This window comes from Streptomyces sp. NPDC048473, from assembly GCF_043200155.1.
In the GTDB taxonomy this organism is placed as follows: domain Bacteria; phylum Actinomycetota; class Actinomycetes; order Streptomycetales; family Streptomycetaceae; genus Streptomyces.
The window spans coordinates 1-1,945 of sequence record NZ_JBICXE010000166.1 but is presented as its reverse complement, the minus strand read 5'-3'; the positions used below and the strand labels follow the sequence as shown (position 1 = coordinate 1,945).

Genomic DNA, 1,945 nt, shown 5'->3' with positions numbered 1-1,945 from the left:
TGATGCTCCTATTGGTAGTCAAGGGAGGCCGAGAACCTGGTGGTGGTCCGGTCAGGTTTGGTAGGGGTGAAGGGTGACGCTCTCGGATCGGACGTTGATCTCAACCCAGGACTCGTCCAGGCCGCTGGGGATCGGTGTTGCCAGATCGAACAGCACGGACCAGGGGCCCATCTGTAGATGGCCGGCGCCGTCTTCCGTGAGGTGGAGGAGGCCGCGCATGATCACCCGGTCGCCTTCCTGTCGGAGTTCCGCCTCGACAGAAGAGGCCGGCCGGGTGTTCTGGCCCCAGTGGACGTCGTCGTCGACGGTCCATTCGACAAGGTGTTGGCCGTCTGCCTCTTGCGGGGCACCGCCCCAGAGCACCACCACGGACCCGATGGGGGTGTGAACCCGAACTGTCATGGCCCGCTGCGAGGTCTGCGGCAGGCTCTGCGTGCGGACGAACATCGCCTCATCATCCATGATGTGGCGTCTTCGGGACGAGGAGTTGGTGGGTGGCTGCGTTAAGCGGCGGTGAGCCAGTCGCGGTAGGCGTCTGCGAAGGCGTCGTCGCGGCGTGTGCCGCGTTCGAGGCACGAGATCACCGCAGGCCAGACGCCGAAGTGTTCTGCGACGGTGGTGAGGGTGATGTTCTTGGCCTGGCGTGCGGGCCGGAGGTCGGCGATGTCCGGGACGGCGACGGGCGTGGTGAGGTAGCGGAAGACTTCCCGGGCGATCGCCCGCTTGAGCAGGCGGATGATCTCCTTCTTTGTGCGTCCGGCGGCGGTCTGACGGGCGACATATTCACGGGTGCGGGCGTCGCTGGACATGCGGACGAGAGCGATGCGGTAGAGGGCTGAGTTCGCTCCGCGATCGCCGCCCCGGGAGAGACGGTGGCGGTTGGTCCTGCCGCTGGAGGCGGGGACGGGTGCAACGCCGCAGAGGGCCGCGAAGGATGCCTCCGTGCGCAGGCGGTCAGGGTTGCCGCCGGCGGTCACCAGCAGCTGGGCCGCGGTGTCGGGGCCGACACCGAACGCAGCACGCAGGCCGGGGTTGTGCTCGGTGGCGGCAGCGTCCAGGGCAGTGGTGAGAGCGTCGTGTTCCGCGCTGAGGGCCTGAACTCGGCGGGCGAGGCTCTTCAGAGCCGTCAGGAGAGCGACGCGCGGTCCATCGCCCGTGGGACGGAGTCGGGAGATCGCGTCGACCTGCGTCTTGCCGCGCAGAGCGGTGTACTTGACTCGGATGTCATCCGGAGCGGTGATGAGGATGTGCGCGATCTGGTTCAACGTGGCGGTGCGGGCCTTGACGGCGGACCGTGCGGCGTTGTGGAGGGCGCGTATCCCGCTGACCGTGTCGTCCTTGGGTATGACCGATGCCCGGCCGGACAGCGCGGCCCGGGCGGCTGCGTAGGCGTCGATGGGGTCGGACTTGCCGATCCGGCGACGCTCGGCCTTGTCGGGCCGGTTGACCTCGACCACGGTCAGGCCCGCATGGCGGGCGGCACGGGTGAATCCCAGGCCGTAGGAGGAGGTCCCTTCGACACCGACGGCCGTCACCGTGCCGTGGGCGTTCAGGAACGCGACCGCCGCGGCGTATCCGGCCGACGTGGTGGGGAACTCGGCGTCGGCGACGTGGCCGCCCCGGTCGGTGATGACCGCGACATGGATCGTGTCCGCGTGGGAGTCCACTCCGCCGAACACCGCGTCCAGTTCGGTGGCGGGTGCGATCGTCACGGTCATCCTGTCAGCTGCCTTCCCGGGCCCGAGGTGACGCCGGCCGGGTGGGTCAGACAGGACATTGAGGGGGCCTCTGGCCAAGCTCCTATCAGGTCATGTTCCACCCGGCCGGAGCCATGGAGAACGGATCCCAGCAGCCGGACAGAACAGTCGCAGGACAGCCCAGCAGGACGTCAGTCAGACCCTGAGCCACGACCACCGGAACCCGCTACGAGTATCAATGTCAGACC

2 protein-coding genes are annotated in these 1,945 nt (G+C 68.2%); both read right to left on the bottom strand.

The window, feature by feature from the left end; translation table 11 throughout:
* Positions 1-51: 51 nt before the first annotated feature.
* A complete protein-coding gene (locus tag ACGFU7_RS47975) occupies positions 52-462 on the bottom strand; it encodes a hypothetical protein (RefSeq protein WP_393705111.1) in 411 nt (136 codons plus the stop codon).
* Positions 463-503: 41 nt separating this feature from the next.
* Complete coding sequence (locus ACGFU7_RS47970) at positions 504-1,712, bottom strand: IS110 family transposase (RefSeq protein WP_393705110.1); 1,209 nt, start codon at positions 1,710-1,712, stop codon at positions 504-506.
* Positions 1,713-1,945 lie beyond the last annotated feature (233 nt).